We start from the raw sequence: 14,727 nt of genomic DNA, 5'->3' as shown, positions 1-14,727 counted from the left end.
CAGTTGCCGCCCCTACCTCGGCCGGAGTCGCGGCCGCGTCTTAGCCTTCCGCGTCCCCGTTCAGGTCTTCCTTCACCTCGGCCACGATGTCCTCAAGATCCTCGTAGACCTGCGCGCCCGTCCGCCGAGCTTCGGCAAACGCGGACAGGCCCACCTTAAGCGCTCCCTTGACCAGAGGGCGTCCGGTGCGAACCACGGTCGCGGCGACCCCCGGGCACCACGAGCAGCGGCCCCGTTGCGAGCGGCGCGCCCAGCAAGATTTTTCTGTCGACCAAGACACATCTCCAACATCGTTATCCGGATCACGAGCGGTCAGCCGGCCCGCGTTATCCAACCCGTGTCATAAAGTCAGTGCCCTTCTTATCGTAGGTTTTTTCGTAAAAATGTCAGAGATAATGTCTGCAATTCAAACTCTCTCATAGGGGGAGACGGCAAGCATGAGAGGTCTTTCGTCGAATCTTCTGTTCAGATGACAGCCGCCGGCAGCATCTTCCCGCTGCACCGCGACATTTTCCGGTATCCGCCACAACGCCACTGTATCGCTGTTACATAGGCCGCAGACCCTCGACAAGCCCCTTTCGCATCACGAAGCACGCCCGAAATGAAGATTACCGACAAGCGCTGGATTCCGGCCCTGATTGTCGCTGGTCTGATCGCCGGGGGCGCGGCTCTCTGACAGAACTTCACAAATGGCGACCTTCCCGAAGGCATTGCCAGCGGCAACGGTCGCCTCGAGGCGACCAAAATCGACATCGCCGCCAAGACCGCGGGCCGCATCGCCGAAATCACCGTTTCTGAAGGCGTTTTCGTCGAGAAGGGGCAGGCTCTGGTGAAGATGGACACCGACCAGCTTGTCGCCCAGAAGCGCCAGGCGGCAGCCGAACTGCGCCGCGCCGAAATCGGCATCGAGACCGCCGACAGTCTCGTCACCCAGCGCGAGGTGGAAAAGCGTGCGGCCCAAGCCGTCACGGAACAGCGCAAGGCCAAACTCGAGGCGGCTGAAAAGAAGCTCGCCCGCACGCAACATCTGGTGCGCACCGACGCCGTCTCCCAGCAGGTTCTCGATGACGACGAGGCGAGTGAGCCCCAATCGCGCGCAGCATAGGCGGCGGCAGAGGCCTCGCTTGCGGCATCCGACGCCAGCATCTCCGCAGCCAGGGCACAGGTCGTGGATGCGGAAGCCGCCGTCGACCCGGCCAAGGCGGCGCTCGACTATATCGAGACGCAGATCGCGGATTCCACGCTCGAAGCCCCGCGTGCAATATCTCGTGGCGCGCCCCGGCGAGATCGTTTCCAGCGGCGGCCGGGTGCTCAATCTCGTCGATCTCGCCGACGTCTATCTGACCTTCTTCCTGCCCACCCGCCAGGCCGGACGGCTGGCGATCGGGGCTGAGGCCCGCATCGTGCTCGATGCGGCACCGAAATACGTCATTCCCGCCAGCATCACCTATGTGGCCAACGTCGCTCAGTTCACGCCCAAGACGGTGGAAACCGAGGAGGAGCGCCAGAAACTGATGTTCCGCGTCAAGGCCCGGATCAATCCCGATCTGCTGCAGCGCTACATCACCATGGTGAAGACCGGCCTGCCCGGCGTGGCCTATGTGAAGGTCGACTCCGATGCCGCCTGGCCGACCTGGCTTGAGGACAATCTCGTCAAATGAGCGCCGAGGGTCCGGATCCCGGCGGCGAATAAGGACGCCGCAATCGTCTGCCTGCTTTAGGGCGTTTCCCACGCCTTCAAATACACGCGCGCCCTAGAGGCGCAGTCGACCTCACCATTCCCGCAGGCTGCATGGTCGGCCTGATCGGTCCCGACGGGGTGGGAAAATCCACTCTCCTGTCGCTGATCGCGGGTGCGCGAGCCATCCAGAACGGCACGATCACCGTGCTCGGCAGCAACATCGCCAATACGCGGCACCGCAACCGAACCTGCCCGCGCATCGCCTACATGCCTCAGGGACTCGGCCGCAATCTCTATGCAACGCTGTCGGTCTTCGAGAACGTGGAGTTCTTCGGCCGCCTGTTCGGCCATGCGCGGGAAGAGCGAGAACGCCGCATCAAGGAACTTCTGAAGGCGACCGGCCTCGCCCCCCTTCGCCGACCGTCCGGCGGGCAAGCTGTCGGGCGGCATGAAGCAGAAGCTCGACCTGTGCTGCGCGCTGATCCACGACCCCGACCTTCTCATTCTCGATGAGCCGACGACCGGCGTCGATCCGCTGTCGAGGCGCCAGTTCTGGGAACTGATCGACGATATCCGCGCCGGGCGGCCGGGCATGAGCGTGATCGTCGCAACCGCCTACATGGAAGAGGCCGCGCGCTTCGACTTGCTGGTCGCGATGAATGCCGGGCAGGTTCTGGCGATCGGCACTCCTCAGGCGCTGATGGAACGCACGGGCACCGACGACCTCGACACCGTCTTCATCGACCTTCTGCCGGAGGAAGAGCGCGCCGGTCACATCGACATCGTCATCCCGCCACGCACAGGCGATGGCGAGATCGCCATTGCGGCCGACCATCTGACCAAGTACTTCGGCGATTTCACCGCTGTCGATGCCGTCAGCTTCCGCATCCACAAGGGCGAAATCTTCGGCTTTCTCGGCTCCAACGGCTGCGGCAAGACCACGACCATGAAGATGCTGACCGGCCTTCTGCCTGCCAGCGAGGGAACGGCGGACCTGTTCGGCCGTGCAATCGATCCGAACGACATGGAGGTGCGCCACCGCGTCGGTTACATGTCGCAGGCATTCTCGCTCTATGGCGAGTTGACCGTGCGCCAGAACCTGGAACTGCACGCCCGCCTCTTCTCCATGCCCGCCGAGCGCATTCCGGCACGCGTGAAGGAAATGTTGGCCCGCTTCGATCTGGAGGAGGTCTCGGGCTCCCTGCCAGACGGCCTGCCGCTCGGCATCCGGCAACGCCTGTCGCTGGCAGTCGCCATGATCCATGCGCCCGACGTCCTCATTCTGGATGAGTCGCCTCGGGCGTCGATCCGATCGTCCGTGACGCCTTCTGGCAGATCCTGGCCGACCTTTCCCGCCGCGACGGCGTGACCATCTTCATCTCCACCCATTTCATGAAAGAGGCGGAGGCGCTGTGACCGCATCTCGCTGATGCATACGGGCAAGGTTCTAGTCAGCGACACGCCAGCGGCAATCGTTGAAAAGCGCGGCGTCGCGGATCTCGAAGAAGCCTTCATCGCCTATCTCGACGAGATCGTGGACAAACCGGAGCGCTGCACCGCTCACGTTGAAACCACGTCCGGCGAGCAGGTGCACGCAATACCCCGCCACCGGCCGTTCCACCTGCGCCGCATGCTCAGTTTCAGCCGCCGCGAGGCCATCGAACTGAAGCAGGATCCGATCCGCGCGACCCTTGCGATCCTCGGCACCGTCATCCTGATGTTCGTCATAGGCTACGGCATCAACATGGATGTCGAGAACCTCTCATTCGCAGCTCCCGACCGCGACGACACCTTGCTCAGTCGCGATTTCCTACTCGATATTTCCGGCTCGCGCTATTTCATCGAGAAGGCCCCGATCACCGACTACGAGGATCTCGACCGGCGCATGCGCGCTGGCGAAATCAGTCTGGCGATCGAGATCCCGCCGAACTTCGCCAGCGACGTGATGCGCGCGGAAACGGCATCGGGTTATGTCCAGGGCATGTTCGCCCTATGGCTGCAACGCAAGGCGAACGAGATCTGTCCCGAAGCCGCCGCCGCCGATTTCACAGTCGCCCTCCGCTATCGCTAAAATCCCAACGTGGAAAGTCTGGTCGCCATGGTTCCGGCGGTCATCCCGATGCTGCTGATGCTCATCCCCGCCATGCTCACGGCCCTGTCGATCGTGCGGGAGAAGGAGCTGGGCTCGATCGTCAATCTCTACGTGACACCGGTCACCCGGCTGGAATTCCTGCTAGGCAAGCAATTGCCCTATGTGGCGCTCGTCATGGGGAACTGCGTCCTGCTGCTGCTCTTCGCCATGCTGGCCTTCCAGGTGCGTTTCAACGGCAGCTATCTCGCCTTTCTGGCCGGCGGCTTCCTCTATGTCATCGCGGCCACGGCAATGGGGTTTGTCATCTCCGCCTTCTTCAAGAGCCAGATCGCGGCACTGTTTGCGACCGCGCTGCTGACCCTCATTCCGGCCGCGCAGTTCTCCGGCATCATGGATCCTGTTTCGTCGCTGCAAGGTGCAGGCCGCGTCATCGGCGAGATCTATCCAACGACCTATTTCGTGATGATCTCGCGCGGCACCTTCTCCAAGGCACTCGGCTTCGACTGATTGGCAGGATCCTTCTGGCCGCTCGTCGTCGCCATTCCCGTGCTGATCGGTGCAGGCGCTCTCCTCCTTCGCAAGCAGGCGAGGTAGATCATGCGCATCGCGAATATCTGGAACCTCGGCGTGAAGGAATTGCGGGGCCTGGTTCGCGATCCCGCCCTGCTCGACCTGATCATCTTCGCCTTCTCGGTGGTGATCTACACGTACTCCAAAGCCGTACCGGAATCGCTCTCCAAGGCCGCGATCGCCATCGTTGACAAGGACCGCTCGCCGCTTTCCGCACGCCTCACGTCGGCCTTCTACCCGCCCTACTTCCTGAAGCCCGAGCGCATCACCACCGACCAGATGGACGCCCGCATGGATGCCGGGCTCGACACGTTCGCGCTCGACATTTCGCCCAACTTCCAGCGCGATCTGCTGGCGGGAAAGCAGCCCGCGCTCCAGCTCAACATGGATGCCACCCGCATGTCGCAGGCCTTCACGGGGGCGGGCCACATCCAGAGCATCGTGTCCAGCGAGGTGAGTGAATTCCCGGACCGCCATTGCAGCGGCGATGACCTTCCGGTGACGCTTGCGCTGCGCTCCCGCTTCAATCCCGAACTCAATCCGAGCTGGTTCGGCGCGATCATGTCGATGATCGACAACGTCACCATGCTCGCCATCATCCTGACCGGGGCAGCCCTCATCCGCGAGCGCGAACACGGCACGGTCGAGCATCTACTCGTCATGCCGGTAACGCCGTTCGAGATCATGCTCTCCAAGGTTTGGTCGATGGGCGTCGTGGTGCTCGTCGCCTCCGCCGTGTCGCTGCTTGCTCATCGTGGTCAAGGGACTGCTCGACGTCCCCATTCAGGGGTCGATGTCGCTGTTTCTCGCCGGAACCGCGCTGGAGGTCTTCGCCACCACCGCGCTCGGCATCTTTCTGGCCACCGTCGCCGGGTCCATGCCGCAATTCGTCATGCTTCTGGTACTGGTGCTGCTGCCACTGCAGATCCTGTCCGGCGGCATGACCCCGCGCGCGCATGCCGGAAATCATCCAGTGGATCATGCTGGCCGCGCCCAACACCCATTTCGTCATTCTGGCCCAATCGGTCCTGTTCTGCGGCGCGGAGCTCTCCGTTGTCTGGCCGCAACTAATGGCGCTCATCCTTATTGGCGGGATATTCTTCTCCATCGCCTTGAACCGCTTCCGAGCGTTTCTGAAATAAGAATTGTAGGGTCCCTCAGGGAATGAGCCCGGTTCTGTTGACAGGAATACGAGATCCCTCAGTCACGGAGGCAATCCACAATGACGAAGCGTTCCCCTCAGACAGACAACGACCGGCCGGACCTGTCGATCCCGCTGGAAACCGCCTGCTACATCGCCTTCAAGGCCCGCGAGCTTGACGACAAGGACGACGGCAGCAGCGAAAACGGCTCCGGTCCCGACAACGACAACGCGATGGACGTAATCGACGAGGGCGGCGAGGATCCGACCTTGGAGGAACTGACCTCGCTGATCGAAAACCTGACGGTCGACGCCCAGATCGATCTCGTCGCGCTGATGTGGCTGGGCCGCGGCGGACTACACCACGGATGACTGGGAGAGCCTGGTGGAGGACACCACCGAGGCCCACAACAAGCACATCGCCGAATACCTGTGCGGCACGCCGCTTCTGGCCGACTATCTCCACGAGGGACTGTCGATGCTGGGCTACTCCTGCGCGGAGTACGAGGAACAGCACCTGTAAGGCGCATTCAGAGTTCGTGAGGTTCGAGGCGGGGCCGCGGTGTAGCCCCGTTCATGTGAATGCCCATCCTTCGAGACGCCGTCTGGCGACGGCTCCTCAGGATGACGTTGAATGTGTTGAGGACTTATTCAGTCATTACAACACGATAACGTCATCCTGAGGAGCAGCCGCAGGCTGCATCTCGAAGGATGGGCAACACACACCAAGCCCAGCGACCCCGCCAGATCAACAGCAGCCGAGACATCCTCCCACGGCGCACCGAGATCCTCCCGGCCCATTATGGCCGTAGGCGGCCAACCGCGCGTAAAAGTGCCCGCCATTGTCCGCAGGCAGCTGCCACAGCCGATAGCGCTCGGCGATCGCGGCCGGGGTGAGATCGAACCGACGCATCACCCGCCGAAAGATCTCGTCATCGGCAATCCGGCCGCTTGCGAAGGTATCGACTGCAAGGCTCACCGCTTCATCCTGCCCCGCGCAATAGGAAAGCTGAACCTCGCATTCACCCGCCAGATCCGCCGCCGCCACGCATTTGCCGATGTGGCGGGCCGCATAGGCGGCGGTGCGGTCGATCCGGCGCGGATCCTTGCCGCTCAGGCTCCCCGTCGCCTGACGACAGAAACCACCATAGCCGTCATCGGCCGTCTTGCGCCCGGTCAGGCCGGAATGGCGTCCCATTCCTTCACCAGCAGCGGGAACCGTGCGCACCAGAATGCGGGTTTCGTGGTCCGGTGCCACCGACAATCCCTCGAAGGCCGCAGGGATCGTCTCGTTCCGCAGCAGTTCCTCGACCATCCGGATCTCGTCGACACCCACGCCCTCACTCAAGGCAGCGGTGAGGCCGATATTGTGAATGCGGACGGGGCTGCGTTCGCGAAATTCCACGGCCACCTGCACCTGCCCGTCGGGTGAGAGGAACTGAGCGGCGCCGTCCTTGAGAGCGACCTCCAGCCTCCGGCTCAGCCGGTGGGCGGCAACGATCGGCAAGGGCATCAGTTCAGGCGTATGGCGGCAGGCATAGCCGATCTGCGTCGCGGAATGCTCCACATGCATGTCGTCCAGCGGATCAACGCCGCCTTGTGCATCCTGCGCGAGTTGGTCATCACCGTGCAGTTTTGAGCGTTGAAGCCTTCGCCCGTATAGCCCGCCGCCCCGATCGCCCGGCGGACGACGCCCGCAAGATCGGTCTGCATTTCGCCGCGACTGCGCACCGCCAGGACACGATGCCGGAGGCCAGCGCGCATTCCGCGTTGACGGAACGCGGCGGATCCTGCGTCAGAAACGCATCGACCATGCTGTCGGAAATCAGGTCGCACAGCTTGTCCGGATGCCCGACGGTGACCGATTCAGAGGTATGCACGAAGTTACGCATCGCCCGTCCTTTCCCTTTCCCGCACCCTTTCCGTGTCCCGCGCCCCCGCGACAGGGCCTGACGCGCCAGCGTCACGCCGACGGGGATCACCGCCGTTCCCATGGAGAAGGTGACATCGCTTTTGCGCAGCGGCGCAATGCCGAGAAGCAGCCCGAGCGAAGGCACTATGAAGGGCAACGCCTGCAACGCGATGGAGCCCACAAGCGCGGCATCCAGCGTCCTGTTGGCGAAAATCCTGTCGAGCCGCACGCCGCCGCGTTCGAACCGTTGCGCGCCCAGCGTATAGAGAAAGCTGGCCCATCACCAGTGTGTTGAAGGTTAGCCCGCGCAGATGCACCACGATCGCGCTTGCCGCGATCAGCGCCCCGTCCGCGCCCATGCGCTTGGCATCCTCGCCGAGAATGATTTGCTCCCCGCCGGCACGCGGCGGCACCCGCATGATGTCCTCGTCCAGTCGCGCCATGGCGAGCCCGAGACCGGGAAAGATGTCGGTGACGAGATTGATCCACAAAAGCTCCATCGGCGTTTCCAGTTCGCCCGGGCCGTGGATCGCTTCCACCATCTCCACGATGATTTCCGACAGGTTCGTCGTCACCAGATATTCCAGCGACTGGCGGATATTGCGATAGACCGCCCGCCCTTGCCCGATGGCAGAGATAAGCGTCGGCAATTCGTCGCCGGCAATCACCACGTTGGCGACATCGCGCGCCAGCGTCGTGCCGGACCGGCCCATGGCGATGCCCACATCCGCCGCCTTCAGCGCCGGACCGTCGTTGATGCCGTCCCCCGTCATGCCGACGATCGAGCCGTCCGCCTGCAAGGCCTGCACGAGGATGAGCTTCTGTTGCGGGCTGACGCGAGCAAAGGCGTGCGCTTGCCGGGCGAGCCCTGCGAGAACCGCCGGATCGATGGAGGCAAGATCGCCCGCATCGACCACCCGGATCGGTGCGCCCGCCCCCAGATCGAATTGCTCGGCAAGCGCCTGCGCAGTGGCGGCCTGATCGCCGGTGATCATCTTGGTGGCGATACCCGCCCGGTGGAGCGCGGCGACGAAATCCTTCGCTCCGGGTCGCACCGGATCGACCATCGCCACAAAACCCAGAAAGATGAAATCCGCCTCCAGATCACCCACGCCCGCCTGCGCGGAACCGCTTGCAAAGGCGAGCACGCGCGCCGGAAGAGCCGCCAGCGCATCGTTGCGCGCCAGAAATCGCCCGCGGGCAACGTCATCAAGCGCGACGCAGCCCCATCCACAGAGTGCCGCGCGCGCATGGACAGAACGTCGGCCGGGCTGCCCTTCACCGTCACCAGCCGGTCGCCGTCTCTCTCATGCACGGAGGCAGTAAAACGACGCCCGTTTTCCCGGTCGAGATAACGCAGGCGCGGCAAGGTTGCTCGCCGATCCCGGATCCCGCAGCCCGCATCGATCGCAAGCTGAAACAAGGCCCGTTCTGTCGCCGAGGAGACTGCTTCGTCTATCGCCCCTGCAACTGTGACCTCCGCCTCGCTGTTGAGCACGATCACGTCGAGAAGAGCATCGAGAGCGACCCGATCTCCGTCAGGCCCGGCAGGCACCAGTCCGGCACCATTCGCCTCGAACCGCACACCGCCGGCTTCCCCCACCCGCGCGACCATGGAGTTGACCGTCAGCGTGCCGGTCTTGTCGAAGCACAGGGTTTGAAGCGCGCCGAGGCTTTCCACCACGTCGAGACGACCGATCAGGATGCCGGATTTCTCCATCTGGCGGATACCGCGCGCAAGCATCGTCGTCGCCACCGTGGGCAGGCCCTCCGGCACCGCGACCGCCAACGCCAGCGCATCGCGCAACATCACCGAGAGCGAATAGCCCCGCATCCAGCCGAGCCCGAAAAACACCTCGCAGGCGGCGAGACTGGCGCCGACAAGCCGCGCACTAATCCGGTCGAGATCGCGCTCGATCGGCGCTCTTGGTCGCTCTGCCTTATCGGCCAGTTGCTGAATGGCGGCGATTTCCGTGCCCGCCCCCGTCACGACCACCACGGCGCGGCCCGAACCCGCCACGATCAACGTGCCCGCAAAGGCGATATTGCGCCGCTCCGACAATGCAGTCTCCGCATGGAGCCCATCGTCGGGCGCCTTGATCACGGCGACGCTTTCGCCTGTCAGCGCAGACTCGTCGATCATCAGACCGTCGGCCGCCGTCAACCGCGCATCGGCGGCCACATACTGCCCCGGGCGCAACAGCAGGATGTCGTCGGGCACGATGGCGCGAACGGCGGAAATCCGTTCCGCGCCCGAGCGCAGCACCAGACATTCCTGCTGCGAGGAATCAACCAGCCGCCGGATCGTGGGCTCCGCCTGCACCTCGGTGACATAGCCGAGCACCCCGTTGATCGCCACGACCGCCATCGCCGCCGCCGCATCCGCCACCCCGCCCGAGGCCAGCGACACGGCAATCGAGCCTGCCAGCAACAGAATCGGCAGACTGTCGAACTGCTTCAGAAAGATCACGACCGGCGAGCGCTCCTGCGCCTCCGGCAAGGCATTCGGTCCGAATCGCGCGAGCCGGTCCCGCGCCTCGCTCTCATCGAGCCCGCGCTCCGGATCCACCCCTTGTCCGCGCACGATCTCGCTCAGCGCCCCGAAATGAGGCGTCGCCCGCGGACGCTCGCCGCCCCCTCGGGCGACTGCCTGTCTCGTCGGTACAGCGTCCGCTCCCGGCGCATCTCGGAGCGCATCGAGCGCCTCTTCCAGACGGATCAGGATCTGGGCATGGGAGAGGCGGCGATCGAAGTCGAGGATGACGGACCCGGTCTGCAAGCGAATGCGGGCCCGTCCGATTTCATCGAATGCGGCAAGCCGACGCTCCAGCGTCTCGGCCATCGCCTTGTTTCCGCACAAACCCGCCACTTCCGCCCGCAACCGGCCGGGCACGGCATCATGGCGAACGGTAAGGCGGAACGCGGACATGAAAGGTCTCGAACTCACAGTCTCGTACGGGAACGTGCCAAGAAGTGACGATAGTCATATCGCACTGCAAGAATGTGACTTCGGTCAAGCCAAATTGTTCGAGAATTATCGAAAGTGCATCGCAGCCCGCGCAGTCGATCCCGGTTGCTTACGCAGGATCGACCAGCACCAGGCGGCGCAAGATGCGACGTCGCCAGCCGGGAACGGCCAGGATCATGCGCACGCTCGCAAAGACGGGATGGATCATCCTGCCGCCACCATATAGCAGCGCGCGCATCACCATATCGGTGAGCGGACGCAGGCGACGTTCCACCGTACGGCGCCGGGCCGCAACGTAGTCGACAAGCGGCTGGGGATGATCGACCGCGACCGCCTCCACCAACGCCTTGCAAAGTGCATACGCGTCCTGAATGCCCTCGTTCAGGCCCGCTCCGTCCAGCGTCTTGTTCATGTGCGCGGCATCGCCCGCCAGCACGATCCGACCCTTGACTCATTGGCTCGAAATGCGCCGGTCCAGCAGCATGTCCTCATAGCGCACGATCTCCTGCGGCGGGGCGTCAAACAGCCCCCCTGCAGGCCTCCGCGATTCATTTCTCCGGATCCGGTTCGCTCCGGTCGCAATGGGGAAGCATGATGCGCCACAGGTCGTCCTTGACCGGCAAGTCGATCGCCAGTCGCGGCGAGGTGGTCAGCCTGGGAAAATCGAGGCTTTCACTGCCGGGCATACGGACATCGGCCAGGGCGACGCTCGCCTCGTATCCCCGCCCCTCAAGCTGCCGTGGATATGCGTGCGCACGATGCTGCGCTCGCCATCGCATCCGACCACGTATTTCGCGCGAACGCGTTCTTCGTGCCCCAACCGGCGGCAAACGACATCGACACCGTAGGAATCCTGCACGAACCCGGTCATCTCACAGGAAAAGCGGATCTCCACGCCGACCGTGTTGCGAATTTCCTCGCACAAGAGCGCTTCCGTCTTGGCCTGGGGCAGAATGACGAGCGGTCGGCACGACCTGTCCCGCTCCAGATCGCTGAGCGGCAACGACACCAGCGTGCCGCCGTAATCGGCGTCCCGCATGCGCGGGCAGAGAGACAAAGCCCCTCCTCCATCAACCTCTCGACGACCCCCAGTTCCACCAATACGTCCTGGGTGCCCGACCAGATGAGCGATACGCACGCGGAATTTCCCACGTTCGCCGCTCTCTCCACGACGAGCACATCGAGCCCGGAGCGGGCAAGCGACAGCGCCAGCGTCAGCCCCACGGGCCCGCTGCCGACTATCACCACATCATGTTGTTCAGGACCGTACCGACAGTCGTTCATATTCCGCGTCCGGCCTCCCGGAGCATTTTGAAAATCCTGCGCCGTCTCCTTCCGGCGCTTTCGTACAATTGTGAAACCGACGACCGGGGTTTTGGTTCGAGGCAAAAAGCGAAAAAGATGAAACTGCGACAATGATGAAACTGCGACAATAAGGAGGTATCAGGGCACGTGACCGAAGGCCTTGCGCAATTCGGCCTTGGCCTTTTCCAGCACCGTCTTTCGCTCTTCGGAGAGATTGCGACCAGCCCGGTTGATGTAGAAGGTCAGCATGGACATGGCCGAGCGATAGGGCGCCGACTTGCGCCGGTCGCTCGCCTCCGCCGAGGCCTTCAGGGAGGCGGCGATCTCCTTGGGATCGTCCTTCTCGAAAACGCCCTCTTCCAGATCCAGCGCATCGCCCTTGCGCGTCGCCTCGCCGGACCACTTGTGGCTATCGTCCATCACCCCGCCTCGCCTTTTCGAGGTGAACCGCCCTTGCCTCTGGCCTTGTTCGTACCGGACGAGATCATATCTTTCCCTGCGGCGGCAAGCGAAGGTCCGTCCGGGTTTCGCGCCCTGCCGGCAGCAAGGCCCCTCCGGCACGGCTTAAATTTTTAATCGAAGCGAAAGGCCGCATGACGCTATAGCGGCAAGCCATGAGCGATGCAGAAACAGGTTGTAAGCTGACGCAGGAGCTGCTTCTCACACCTGCCAGCGAATTCCCCGCCATAAGTTGGAACCGGCCGCTGCCGCCATCGGGCCTTCGCGCCGTTCCCGAAGAGACCGCCATCGCGATCACCTATAACGGCACGACGCATACGGTAATGATGGCCACACCCACTGATCTGGAAGACTATGCCGTCGGCTTCAGCCTGACGGAGGGCCAGATCGAACTCGCAGATCAAGTCCGCTCCGTCGATGTTGCCGTGTTTGCGGAAGGCATCGACCTGCGCCATCTGGCTCGATACGCAGATGGCCAACAATTTTCGAGATCGACGGCGGCGCATCGTCGGGCCGACGGGCTGCGACCTGTGCGGCATCGAAAGCCTGATGGAGGCCGTGCCCGCCCCGCGCACCGTGGATGATGCGACCCGCTTTTCCGCCGATACCGTCTTGAAGGCGCAGGCGGAAATGTTCGCCGCCCAGACGCTGCACGCGATCACCGGTGCCGTTCACGCGGCTGCCTGGTGGACGATCAGGGACGGGCTCGTCGCCGTGCGCGAGGATGTCGGACGCCGCAACGCCCTCGACAAGCTGACCGGTGCGCTTGCGCGTAGCGGCAGGCTCAAGGAACCGGGCCTTCTGTTGCTGACGAGCCGGATTTCCGTGGAGATGGTGCAGAAGGCGGCGGTTCTCGGCGCCCCCGTCATCGTCGCCGTTTCCGCCCCGACCGCCCTTGCGGTGCGCATGGCGGATACGGCCGGCATCACGCTTGCCGCCACCGCCCTCAACGACGCCTTCGACGTCTATACCCACCCCGAACGCATCGTTATGAAATGACACGTCCTTGCCGTGCGCGCCAAAGGCGTGCACCGTCACGAGCAACCCAAAGCCTGCTCGACCTTCCGACCGGCAACGATTGAACGGCCCGCCTCATGACCACCGATAACGATCACCCCCTGCTTTCTCGCCGCCATCGCCTTCGAACCGCGCCAGGATGTCGACACGCTGCTCAGCGACGTCGCGGCCGCCCTGTCCGGCTTCCGCATGGCCAGCGTGGTGCAGATCGGCGGTAAGAACGAAGGCTGCGACGTAAAGACCATGGCGTTGAAGAGCGTGCGGGACGGCTGGGGAATCCGCATTCTGGAAGAGCGCGGCGAGCAGGCGCGCGGCTGCCGGTTGAGCCCGCATGCGATCACCGAGGTCGTCGCCCGACTGGAACGGGAACTTGCCGACGGAGCGGACATGCTGATCGTCAACCGATTCGGCCGCTCCGAATCCGAAAGCTACGGCCTGCGCCGCGTGTTTGAGCGTGCGGTCATCAACGGCGTCCCCGTGCCGACTGCGGTGCGCTCCGACTACATGGCCGCCTGGGCCGAATTCCACGACGGTCTCGGCCGCACCCTGCCGCGCGAAGGCGAGGCCGTCATCGCTTGGGCAAAGGCCCACGCGGCCGCCTAGGGTATCTCTTCGCAGAGTGCGCACGGCAGCAGCAGGGTGAACCGCAAGCCGCCCGATGACCGCCGTTCCGCGCTCAGATCCCAGCCCGCGTGGCGCGCCAGAGCCTGCGAGACGGCAAGCCCGAGCCCACGCTAAACTGCTTGGCGGCATAATAGGGCTCGAAGAACCGCGCCATATGTTCAGGGAGAGGGCGCCGGGCCGTCATCCTCCAGGCGAATGCGCACATGGTCACGAGACGATGCAGGTCCGCCATTCCAACTCACCGCATTTTCCGCCGTGACCGAGAAAGCACCGCCTGTGCCGATGCGCGCACGTGCCTCTTCTGCCAGAAGAACGAGAATTCCCTCAAGACGCTTCCGATCCCCGCTCACCGGCGGGAGGGGCGTCGACATCCGCACCTCAAGGCAGCCCCGCGTGCCCAGGGCTTGCCGCAGTCTCGGCTGGATCGACGTCAGCACCTCGTCCGGATCGGTCGTTTCCACCGGAACCGGATCGTGCCCCGCAATCGTCTGCAGCTGCCGCGTGAGCCTGCGCCCGCGTTCCACCGCATGTCGGATTCCCGCGATCTCGTCCCGCATGGCCGCAAGCTCCCCGTGCCGCTCGAGCGTGTCGGCATAGAACATCATCACCAGTAGCAGATTGTTGAAGTCATGTGCCACACCGCACGCCAGCAAGGTTTGCGCATTTGGCAAGGCCCGTGCATCTGCCTGCTCCGCAAGATCATCCATGCCTGGTCCTAACGCCTCACGCACAAATCGGCGTCAAATCCCCGACCGCCCGGACCGCTTGTCGCGATTGCGGCATCGCGCGGCGCGCCGAGGCTTGCTTCCAGCGCTTCCGACAATTCCTCCGGCGAAAACGGCTTCTGCAGCGCCTGCACCGCGCCGAGTGCGCGGGCCATGCGCAGATAATCCGGCGCCCTCCGACCCGCCGAAAAGATGGGGCGGACAGATCCGCACGCCCGACATGACGATGACCG

At 63.9% G+C, this 14,727-nt stretch carries 13 protein-coding genes and 4 pseudogenes; 7 read left to right on the top strand and 10 right to left on the bottom strand.

The window, feature by feature from the left end:
* Positions 1 to 40: 40 nt before the first annotated feature.
* Entirely contained in the window at positions 41 to 196 is a 156-nt protein-coding gene (locus QNJ43_RS21760) for a DUF5132 domain-containing protein (RefSeq protein WP_300473029.1), read from the bottom strand.
* Positions 197 to 697: 501 nt separating this feature from the next.
* Between QNJ43_RS21760 and QNJ43_RS21755 the strand changes: the two are divergent.
* The 5 genes and pseudogenes from QNJ43_RS21755 to QNJ43_RS21735 all read left to right on the top strand — a co-directional run.
* Positions 698 to 1,661: pseudogene (locus tag QNJ43_RS21755) on the top strand (HlyD family efflux transporter periplasmic adaptor subunit); the annotation flags it as partial.
* 84 nt (positions 1,662 to 1,745) lie between these two features.
* Positions 1,746 to 4,367, top strand: a pseudogene (rbbA, locus tag QNJ43_RS21750) (ribosome-associated ATPase/putative transporter RbbA); the annotation flags it as partial.
* 3 nt (positions 4,368 to 4,370) lie between these two features.
* Positions 4,371 to 5,485, top strand: a pseudogene (locus QNJ43_RS21745) (ABC transporter permease).
* Positions 5,486 to 5,565: 80 nt separating this feature from the next.
* Positions 5,566 to 5,856 (top strand): DUF3775 domain-containing protein, encoded by a 291-nt coding sequence (locus QNJ43_RS21740; RefSeq protein WP_300473026.1) that lies wholly within the window; start codon positions 5,566 to 5,568, stop codon positions 5,854 to 5,856.
* A gap of 13 nt (positions 5,857 to 5,869) precedes the next feature.
* A complete protein-coding gene (locus tag QNJ43_RS21735) occupies positions 5,870 to 6,007 on the top strand; it encodes a DUF3775 domain-containing protein (protein ID WP_300473024.1) in 138 nt (45 codons plus the stop codon).
* A gap of 225 nt (positions 6,008 to 6,232) precedes the next feature.
* Here the strand turns inward: QNJ43_RS21735 and QNJ43_RS21730 are convergent, their stop codons facing one another.
* The 7 genes from QNJ43_RS21730 to QNJ43_RS21700 form a co-directional block, all read right to left on the bottom strand.
* Entirely contained in the window at positions 6,233 to 7,051 is an 819-nt protein-coding gene (locus QNJ43_RS21730; RefSeq protein ID WP_300473022.1) for a methionine adenosyltransferase domain-containing protein, read from the bottom strand.
* Positions 7,052 to 7,106: 55 nt separating this feature from the next.
* Entirely contained in the window at positions 7,107 to 7,376 is a 270-nt protein-coding gene (locus QNJ43_RS21725; RefSeq protein WP_300473020.1) for an S-adenosylmethionine synthetase N-terminal domain-containing protein, read from the bottom strand.
* A complete protein-coding gene (locus QNJ43_RS21720) occupies positions 7,369 to 8,463 on the bottom strand; it encodes an HAD-IC family P-type ATPase (protein WP_300473018.1) in 1,095 nt (364 codons plus the stop codon). The genes QNJ43_RS21725 and QNJ43_RS21720 overlap by 8 nt, the downstream gene beginning before the upstream one ends.
* A complete protein-coding gene (locus QNJ43_RS21715; protein ID WP_300473015.1) occupies positions 8,388 to 10,325 on the bottom strand; it encodes an HAD-IC family P-type ATPase in 1,938 nt (645 codons plus the stop codon). Before QNJ43_RS21715 ends, QNJ43_RS21720 begins: the two co-directional genes overlap by 76 nt.
* Positions 10,326 to 10,473: 148 nt before the next feature.
* A complete protein-coding gene (locus QNJ43_RS21710; RefSeq protein WP_300473011.1) occupies positions 10,474 to 10,800 on the bottom strand; it encodes an FAD-dependent monooxygenase in 327 nt (108 codons plus the stop codon).
* Positions 10,801 to 11,013: 213 nt separating this feature from the next.
* Positions 11,014 to 11,421, bottom strand: a complete 408-nt coding sequence (locus QNJ43_RS21705; RefSeq protein WP_300473006.1) for an FAD-dependent monooxygenase — start codon at positions 11,419 to 11,421, stop codon at positions 11,014 to 11,016.
* Positions 11,422 to 11,807: 386 nt separating this feature from the next.
* Positions 11,808 to 12,089, bottom strand: coding sequence for a DUF3175 domain-containing protein (locus QNJ43_RS21700; RefSeq protein ID WP_300473004.1), 282 nt, complete (start codon positions 12,087 to 12,089; stop codon positions 11,808 to 11,810).
* A 362-nt stretch (positions 12,090 to 12,451) separates the two neighbouring features.
* Between QNJ43_RS21700 and fdhD the strand changes: the two are divergent.
* A pseudogene (gene fdhD / locus QNJ43_RS21695) lies at positions 12,452 to 13,127 on the top strand (formate dehydrogenase accessory sulfurtransferase FdhD).
* A 105-nt stretch (positions 13,128 to 13,232) separates the two neighbouring features.
* Positions 13,233 to 13,748: a DUF2478 domain-containing protein gene (locus QNJ43_RS21690; RefSeq protein ID WP_346433103.1), complete on the top strand. Its 516-nt coding sequence runs from the start codon at positions 13,233 to 13,235 to the stop codon at positions 13,746 to 13,748.
* 179 nt (positions 13,749 to 13,927) lie between these two features.
* On the opposite strand, the gene QNJ43_RS21685 is transcribed toward QNJ43_RS21690, so the two are convergent.
* Both QNJ43_RS21685 and QNJ43_RS21680 read right to left on the bottom strand, forming a co-directional pair.
* The gene (locus tag QNJ43_RS21685; RefSeq protein WP_300473002.1) at positions 13,928 to 14,476 is read right to left on the bottom strand and encodes a hypothetical protein; all 549 of its coding nucleotides are present in this window, start codon (positions 14,474 to 14,476) and stop codon (positions 13,928 to 13,930) included.
* An 8-nt stretch (positions 14,477 to 14,484) separates the two neighbouring features.
* Positions 14,485 to 14,649 carry a hypothetical protein gene (locus tag QNJ43_RS21680; RefSeq protein WP_300472999.1) on the bottom strand — a complete coding sequence of 55 codons (165 nt, stop codon included), beginning with the start codon at positions 14,647 to 14,649 and terminating at the stop codon, positions 14,485 to 14,487.
* Between the last annotated feature and the right edge of the window lie 78 nt (positions 14,650 to 14,727).

The organism is Breoghania sp., assembly GCF_030066895.1.
GTDB lineage: Bacteria > Pseudomonadota > Alphaproteobacteria > Rhizobiales > Stappiaceae > Breoghania.
Note: the sequence above shows the minus strand (reverse complement) of the source record. Positions and strands in the feature narration are given on the sequence as shown.